Source organism: Embleya sp. NPDC055664, assembly GCF_053618075.1.
Genome location: NZ_JBSHGZ010000001.1, coordinates 634,277 through 642,387 on the forward strand (window position 1 = coordinate 634,277; position 8,111 = coordinate 642,387).

The window sequence follows — 8,111 nt, forward strand, 5'->3', positions numbered from 1 at the left end:
TCCGACACGGATCACCCGGGCCGGGTGGGGTCAGGTGTCGAAGGTCCAGCCGAACATGGTGTGGTCGGATTCGGTGGCGGGGGCCGTGGAGCGGTAGGTGGCCATGGCGGCCTCGTTGGCGCGTTCGGTGAGGACCCACATGCCGTAGCAGCCGCGTTTGCGGGCCAGTTCGGCCAGGGCCTCGGTGAGGGCACGGCCGATGCCGAGGCGCTGGTGGCTTTCGGCCACGGCCAGCTCGTACAGGAACATCTCGGTGCCCTTGTCGGGATGGGTCGTCTCGACGCCGGTGACCATCCCGACCGGGGTGGCGGCCACGTAGGCGAGCAAAATGTGATGGCCCGCCTCACCCAGGAAGCGGGCCGCCCAGTCCGGGCGTACCGGTTCGTCGAACAGGTCCCCGGCCGCGAGCACATCGGCCACCGTCGTCACACGCCGAATCGACGCCACATTCGTATCCACGACGACATTCAACGAGATTTGGTCCCATTCCAGAAGCCGCAGTCGGCAATGGACACCCCATGATTGGGGGACCTCTCGGGATGGTACGGGGCGAAATGGCGGTATCGAGCTACCTGCCGTCGGAGGAGCCGCGTCCGCGGAAGCCCAGCGCGCGGCGTACGTCGCGGCCGGCCAGGCGGGTCTGCTCCCAGACGGTGCGGAACACCGCCCGGACCGGGACGACGGTGTGTCCCCAGGCGCGCCGGGCCGCCCGACCGGCGGGCGCCACAATCGTCCGACCGACCCATGCCGAAGGCCGCACCACCGTCGCCCGCAGCCCGCGACCGGCCATCCGCGCACCCGACCGGGCCCGCCGCCCGCCCCACAGCGCGGGCCGCACGATCACGAACCGCAGCCCCCGGCCGAGGAACCGGACCACGAGCACGACCTTGCGGCCGGCCCATCGCGCGGGGAGCACCGTGAGGACGTACAGGCCCCGGCCGAGCAGGCGGACGAGGAGGACGACCTTGCGGCCGGCCCATCGGGCGGGGAGCACGGTGAGGACGTACAGGCCCCGTCCGGTCGCGCGGCCGAGGCGGATGCCCCGGCGCCAGACCCAGGCCGCCGGCCGCGCCACCAGCACGACGAACCCGACGCGGATTCCGCGTCCGGTCGCGCGCAGTCCGCGCAGGAAGCCGCGAGCGAGCCATCGCGCCGGGACGAACAGGCCGTGGTACAGGCCCTGTCCGACGGCCCGGGTCACCACCACCGCGCCGCGCCACACCCACCGGGCGGGGATCAGTACCAGCCACCGAAGCACGACGAGGACACCGCGCCCCACCAGCGCCAGACCCCGAAGCAGGGCGCCCGCCCCGCGCAGCGCGACCCGACCGCAGGCGACGAGGCCACGCCAGAGCGCCTTCGCCGGTACGACCAGGACGTAGTACAGCCACCGCCCGAAGCCCCGTGCGAGCCCCCGAGCCACGCGCCACGACCACCGCCCGGGCACCAGCACCAGGTAGTACAGCGTGCGCCCGAGCGCATGGCCGGCCCACCGACCGGCCGTGACCAGCCCGGCGGCCAGGGGCCGCAACACCGCATCCCGAAGCCACCGCAGCGGCAGCACGATCCCGTATCGCCCGAGCAGCCGCAGCCCACGCCACAGCCCGATCACGGCCCAGCCAAGCCCGCGCCACACCACCCGGGCAACCGCCGCCGCCCCGCGCCACAGACCCATCACGGCCCAGCGAAGCCCGCGCCACACGACCCGGGCAACCGCCGTCAGCCCGCGCCACAGCACCTTCTCGACCAGTCGACGCAGCCCCCGGCCGACAACCGCGAGCGCATACGCGATCGGTACCAAGAGCCGGTCCCACAACAACCACCGCAACCCGCGCCCGATCACCGCGACCAGCCGACCCGTCGGGACCAGCACCCAGTCCCGGACCGCGCGCCCGGCCACCTTCACCAGTTCCCACGCCAGTCGGGCGGGCAACAGCACGATCAGCGCGACGATGCGGATCGGCCAGCGGATCAGGTGGTAGAGCAGCCCGGTCGGCTCCTCCGCCGATGCGGGGCTGCCGGACCGGTTGCCGGGCCGATCGCCGGAGCGCTCGACCGGCCGATCGGCCGGCTCCGCGTCGGTGCCCGTTGGAGCGGCCGCCGCCGGGCGATCCTTGCTCAGATCGACCGGAACAATTGCTTCCGCTTGTCTGCCATCGCCCATCGTGTCCCCCGTGTGCACCATCGCGTCGCGCCGACTCCCGTCGGGTCACGTGCTCTTGGGACACGCCGAACGGCGCGTGCTCACGGTCCGTTCGCAAGGATTTTCGGCTCGACGCGAGTGACCCGCGTCACCCCCGGCGCCGCGCCGACCGCCTGCACGATCACCGCCCGCGCCACCCGAACGGCCGCCTCCATCCAGGGAGTGCACCCAAGGCAACCGCCCCGCGCCGACCGTGCTCACCGGCAGACGCATCGCGGTCCCGGACAACCTCAAGCGCCACGCCGGACCGATCATGGGCGCCATCGCCCATGAGCCCGGTTCGCGTCGCCGAATCGTGGTGACGCGAACCGGGCCGGTGCCGATCAGGCTTCCTGGCGCGCGGGTTCGGGCAGGGCCGCGTCGCCTTCCTCCGCCGCTTCGGCGAGCGCGGGTGCGGGCGCGGCGCCGGCCGTGTCCGCCGCCGGACCGCGGCGCAGCACCAGACCGACCGCGCCGACCACCAGGGCGATCGCGATCAGATAGCCGAACGTGCCCTGGAAGGCCGGGACGACCGTGTGCGCCTCGGAGCGGTTCTGCAGGACCAGTGCGGCGATCGCGATACCGAGCGTGCCGCCGATCTGGTTGCTCAGGTACACCGCCGCCGTGGCGCTGGGCACCGACTCGGGCGCCACCGAGCCGAACACCGACGACATCGCCGGCGCCCCGACGAAGCCGAGCCCCGCTCCCGTCACCACCGAATAGCCCACAAGCAGCGCGGTGTTGGTGCCGCCGTCGGCCGTACTGAAGCCCAGGATGCCCAGCGCGGCCAACACCCCGCCGAACGGGATCAGTGCCCGGGCACCGACCTTGTCGAACAGCTGCCCGGCGATCGGCATGCCGATCCACACCCCGACCCCCTGCGGCACCAGCAGCAGACCGGCCGCCATCACGCCCCGGTCCCGGGCGAGTTGGTAGTAGAGCGGGATCAGGAACAGCAGCGAGAAGAGCAGGATGCCGGTCAGGAACACCGCGCCGATGCCGCCGGCGAAGCCGCGGATCCGGAACAGCCGTACGTCGATCAGCGGGTGCTCGGCGCGCAGCGCGTGCAGGACGTAGCCGGCGATCAGCGCGACGCCCGCGATCAGCGCCGCGAGCACGCGCGGTGCCCCGAAGCCGCTGTCGCCCGCGGCCTGGGAGAGGCCGTAGACGACCAGCGCGAATCCCGGGCACAGCAGCGCGATGCCCCGGGCGTCCAGCGGCGGCGGGTCGCCCTCGCGCGGCGGGTCGGCGGGGATCTGCCGGTACGCCAGTGCCAGCGCGACCAGGCCGATCGGCAGGTTGATGATGAACATCCAGCGCCAGTCGACGTGTTCGAGCAGAACACCGCCGAGCACCGGGCCCAGGATCGGACCGAGGGTGACCACCGCGCCGACGATGCCGATCATCTTCCCGGCCCGCTTGGGTCCGGCGGCGACGGCCAGCATGGTCAGCAGGGTCGGCTCCAGGGCGCCGACACCGACGCCCTGGATCACCCGGAAGGCGATCAGGCTGCCCGCGTTCCAGGCGACCGCGGACAGCGCGGAGCCGGCGAGGAAGACGATCAGGCCGGTCAGCCAGACGGTCTTGCCGCCGAAGCGCCCGGCCGCCCAGCCGGCCAGCGGCACGGTCGCGGCGAGGGCCAACAGGTAGCCGGTGGCCACCCATTCGATGGTTTCCAGCGGAGCGTCGAAGTGGGCGCCGAGGGTGTCGATGCCGACGTTGACGATCGTGGTGTCGAGGATGCCCATCACGCCGCCGAGCAGCATCACCAGCATCAGGCGCAGGAGTGGTCCGTCGATCTTGGTCTCGGGATCGGGGGGTGCGGCGGGCATGTACGCCTCCAAGTTACCGATGAGATCAGTTAACTAAACTCGCGAGTAAAAATTAACAGCACGTCTGGTAACGTCGCAACATGGTCGAGGAAACGAAACGGTCGACGACCCCGCCGCCGGCCGCCCCCGCGCCCGCCGCCACCCGCGGCCGGATCGACAAGCGGCGGGCGATCCTGGCCGCCGCCGAGGCGGTGTTCACGCGCGAGGGCTACACACTCGCCGGGATCGACGCGATCGCCGCCGAGGCGGGCGTGTCCAAGCCGACCATCTACAACCACCTCGGCGGCAAGGAGAACCTCTTCCGCACCGTCGTGGTCGAGGCCGCGATCGAATCCAGCGGCCGGATCCTGGCCGCCCTGGAGGCGTTCCCGACCGACGCCGAGGAACTGCATCCGCGCCTGACCGCGATCGCGCACCGCGTGGTGCAGTGCCAGGCGGGCGAGAAGGGCTGGGCGTTGCAGCGCCTGGTGTACGCCGAGGCGGCCCGCTTCCCGGACCTGTACGACACGATCCGCGAGGGCGGCACGGTCCGGATCGTCGACGCCCTGGCGGGCCGGCTGGCCCGGCTCGCGCACGGCGGACACCTGGACATCGACGACCCGGTCACCGCCGCGAACCAGTTCCTCGCGCTGATCTCCGGCGACCTGCCCACGCTCACCGCGCTCGGCACCCGGCCCGTGGACGACGTGGCCCTGCATCGCGCGGTGACCGCCGGGGTGACCACGTTCCTGCGCGCGTTCATCCCGCGCGTGGAATCGGCCGACCCGCCCGCGTCCGTCGTCGGGGCGGGCACCCGCGCGTCCGGCCCGGTCACGGCACCGCCCCGCCGCTGAGCACCCGCCCGGCCGTGCGCTCCGCCGGTTCCGGCGCGGCGTCTCGTGCCGCGCCGTCGACGGGTCCCGGCGCACGCGGTATCGCCGCCAGCAACTCCCGGGTGTAGGGCGCCTCGGGCCGGGTGAACACCCGTTCGGCGTCCCCGCTCTCCACCACCCGGCCGTCCTTCATCACCAGGATGCGATCGCTGACGTGCCGGATCACGCCCAGGTCGTGCGAGATGAACAGCAGCGCCAGGCCCAGTTCGGCCCGCAGGTCGGCGAGCAGGTCGAGAATCTGCGCCTGGATGGACACATCCAGCGCGGAGACCGGCTCGTCGCAGACGATCAACTCGGGTGAGGGCGCCAACGCGCGGGCGATCGCCACCCGTTGCCGTTGCCCGCCGGACATGTCGCGCGGCCGACGTGCGAGCAGGTCCGTGGACAGGCCCACCAGATCGAGCAGTTCGGCCACCCGGGCCCGGTGCGCTGCGCGGGTGGGACGCAGCCGGCCGCCCGGCAGCCCGGCGGCGGCGACCGCTTCGCCGAGGATGCGGGCCACCGAGTACCGGGGATCGAACGAGCCGAGCGGATCCTGCTGCACGGCCTGGATCCGGCCGCGCGAGGCCCGTCGGGCGGACTCCGGCAGCGTGCTCCACGGGGCGTCCCGGAAACGCACGGCCCCTGTGTCGGGGCGCTCCCAGCCCAGTACGATCCGCGCGGCCGTGGTCTTGCCGGATCCGGACTCGCCGACCACCCCGAGGGTTTCGCCGGCACGTACCGTGAACGACACGTCGCGGACCGCGTGCTGCCGGGTCCCGTCCGGGCCGCGGAAACTCTTGCCGATGCCGGACACGTCGAGCAGGACATCGCCGACCGGGGGCGGGGGTGGGGTCGCCGCCCGAGTGGGGCCCACCGGCGCGGACAGCCGGGTGCCCTTGGCTCGATCGGTCGGCACCGCCGCGAGCAACGCCCGCGTGTACGAGTGCTCCGGCTCGGCCAGGACCTGCTCGGTGGGCCCGTGTTCGACGATGCGACCCGCGTACATCACCGCGACCCGGTCGGCCAGCCGGGCGACTGCCGCCAGGTCGTGGCTGATCATCAGCACCGAGGTGCCCTCGTCCCGGAGCCGGCCGAGCAGCGCGAGGACCTGGGCCTGCACGGTCACGTCGAGCGCGGTGGTCGGCTCGTCGGCGAGCAGCAATTCCGGCCCGGCGGCCAGCGCCGAGGCGATCAGCGCACGTTGGCGCAGTCCGCCGGAGAGCTGGTGCGGATACTGCCGGGCCCGCCGGGCCGGATCCGGGATGCCGACGTCGGTGAGCAGTTCGAGCACCCGGGTACCGACCTGCCCGCGCGGCAACACCGCATGCGTCCGCAGCGCCTCGGCGACCTCGGCACCGACCGTGCGCAGCGGATCGAGCGAGACCAGCGCGTCCTGGAGCACCAGGCCGATCCGCCGCCCGCGCAGTGCGCGCCACCGCTTCTCGGACAGCGCGGTCAGGTCGGTACCGTCGAAGGCCAGCCGACGGGCCGTCACCCGGGCGCCGCCGCCGGTGAGTCCGACCAGGGTGCGGGCGGTGACACTCTTCCCGGAGCCGGATTCGCCGACCACGGCCAGGCATTCGCCCCGGTCGAGGGTGAACGACACGCCCCGCACGACCGGTTCGCGGCCGGGGAAGGCGACGTCGAGGCCGTCCACGACCAGGAGGGGCGTGGCCGGGGTCGAGTGCGAGTTCGAGGCGGGGGCGAGATCGGTGCTCATCGGGCAGTCCCTCCGGCGAAGCGGGTGCGGGCGTGTCGGCCGGCCACGTTCACCGCGATCACCGCGCAGGTCACCGCGGCGCCGGGGAACACCCCGATCCACCACGCGGTCTCCAGGAAGCCGCGCCCCTCGGAGAGCATCGCGCCCCACTCGGGGGACGGCGGTTGGGCGCCCAGGCCCAGGAAACTCAGCCCGGACGCGTAGATCAGCGAGGTGCCGAAGCCGACCGTGCCGAGCACCAGGAGCGGCCCGATCGCGTTCGGCAACACGTGCCGCACGATCAGCACCCCGCGACGCAGGCCGAGGCCGGCCGCCGCCTCCACATAGCCCGATCGGCGCACCACCAGCGCCTCCGCACGAACCAGCCGCGCATAGCCGGGCATGGCCGCCACCGCCACCGCGATCATCACATCGACCGTGCCGCGCCCGAGCAGGGTGACCACGAACAGCGCGAGCAACAACTCGGGCAGCGAGAGCATGATGTCGGCCAGTCGCATGCCCACCTGATCGGCGACCCGCCCGCCCAGGGCCGAGGCCAGTCCCCACAGCGTGCCGCCGATCAGCGCGAACACGGTGGCGCCCAGGCCGAGCAGCAGCGAGGGGCGGGCGCCGTGCAGCACCCGCGCGAATACGTCCCGGCCGAGCTGGTCGGTGCCGAACCAGTGCTCGGCGCCGGGCCCCTGGAGCGCGGCGAGCGGATCGGTCTCGATCGGCGAGGTGTCGGTGAACCACCCCGGGGCGAGGCCGATCAGCGCGAACAACACGAGGACGGCGAGTGCGCACGCCACGCCGGGGCCGACCCGGCCGCGTCGCCGGATCCGTACCGGCCGGACACTCTCGATCGTTGCCTGGGCCATCGGGTCACCCCTTTCGCAGCCGTGGATCGATGACGAGGTAGAGCAGATCGGTGACCTGCGAAATCACCACGAACACCAGGGCCGCGAGCAGGACGACGCCCATCACCACCGGCATGTCCTTGGTGTTCACCGATTGCAGGGTCAGCGCGCCGATCCCGGGTCGGGCGAAGACCTTCTCGACCAGTACGGTGCCGCCGAGCAGCGTGCCGGTGAGCCAGCCCGACAGGGTCAGCAGCGGAATCGCCGCGTGCCGGAACGCGTGCCGCACACGCACCGCGATCCGGCTCAGCCCGCGCGCTCGTGCGGTGACCACGAACGGCTCGGCCAATGCCGTCTCCAGGCCCTCGCGCAACACCTGGGCCAGCACCCCCGCGATCGGCAGCGCGAGCGTCACGGCCGGCAGCACCAGGGTCTGTACACCCTCGGTGCCGGCCACCGGGAACCACTGGAGCCGGAACGAGAACACGGTGAGCAACACGATGCCCAGCCAGAACGACGGCGTGGAGACCGCGACCAACTCCCAAGCGCCCAACGCCGAACGCAGCCCGGACCGGCGCCCGGCGGGGGGGGGGGGGGGGTGGACCCGGCGGAACCCAACCGCACCCCCCGCCGGCGCCGCAGCGCACGGGCCCGGTGGTGGGGGGGGGAGCACGGCGAGCCCGGACG

At 73.1% G+C, this 8,111-nt stretch carries 7 protein-coding genes; 1 reads left to right on the plus strand and 6 read right to left on the minus strand.

Annotated elements, in window-relative coordinates; all coding sequences use genetic code 11:
• Positions 1–30: 30 nt before the first annotated feature.
• The 3 genes from ACWGR4_RS02695 to ACWGR4_RS02705 all read right to left on the minus strand — a co-directional run bounded on the left by ACWGR4_RS02695 (position 31) and on the right by ACWGR4_RS02705 (position 4,014).
• A complete protein-coding gene (locus ACWGR4_RS02695; protein WP_379997051.1) occupies positions 31–459 on the minus strand; it encodes a GNAT family N-acetyltransferase in 429 nt (142 codons plus the stop codon).
• Positions 460–568: 109 nt separating this feature from the next.
• Positions 569–2,164 carry a hypothetical protein gene (locus tag ACWGR4_RS02700; RefSeq protein WP_452133538.1) on the minus strand — a complete coding sequence of 532 codons (1,596 nt, stop codon included), beginning with the start codon at positions 2,162–2,164 and terminating at the stop codon, positions 569–571.
• 362 nt (positions 2,165–2,526) lie between these two features.
• Positions 2,527–4,014: a DHA2 family efflux MFS transporter permease subunit gene (locus tag ACWGR4_RS02705; RefSeq protein ID WP_379997055.1), complete on the minus strand. Its 1,488-nt coding sequence runs from the start codon at positions 4,012–4,014 to the stop codon at positions 2,527–2,529.
• 80 nt (positions 4,015–4,094) lie between these two features.
• Between ACWGR4_RS02705 and ACWGR4_RS02710 the strand changes: the two genes are divergently transcribed.
• Positions 4,095–4,847: a TetR/AcrR family transcriptional regulator gene (locus ACWGR4_RS02710; protein ID WP_452133537.1), complete on the plus strand. Its 753-nt coding sequence runs from the start codon at positions 4,095–4,097 to the stop codon at positions 4,845–4,847.
• On the opposite strand, the gene ACWGR4_RS02715 is transcribed toward ACWGR4_RS02710, so the two are convergent.
• The 3 genes from ACWGR4_RS02715 to ACWGR4_RS02725 are packed head-to-tail and all read right to left on the minus strand — an operon-like array spanning position 4,825 to position 7,977.
• Positions 4,825–6,588 (minus strand): dipeptide ABC transporter ATP-binding protein, encoded by a 1,764-nt coding sequence (locus ACWGR4_RS02715; RefSeq protein ID WP_452133536.1) that lies wholly within the window; start codon positions 6,586–6,588, stop codon positions 4,825–4,827. The two genes, ACWGR4_RS02710 and ACWGR4_RS02715, sit on opposite strands and share 23 nt — an antisense overlap.
• Positions 6,585–7,445: an ABC transporter permease gene (locus ACWGR4_RS02720; protein WP_452133535.1), complete on the minus strand. Its 861-nt coding sequence runs from the start codon at positions 7,443–7,445 to the stop codon at positions 6,585–6,587. The genes ACWGR4_RS02715 and ACWGR4_RS02720 overlap by 4 nt, the downstream gene beginning before the upstream one ends.
• 4 nt (positions 7,446–7,449) lie before the next feature.
• Complete coding sequence (locus tag ACWGR4_RS02725; protein ID WP_452133534.1) at positions 7,450–7,977, minus strand: ABC transporter permease; 528 nt, start codon at positions 7,975–7,977, stop codon at positions 7,450–7,452.
• Between the last annotated feature and the right edge of the window lie 134 nt (positions 7,978–8,111).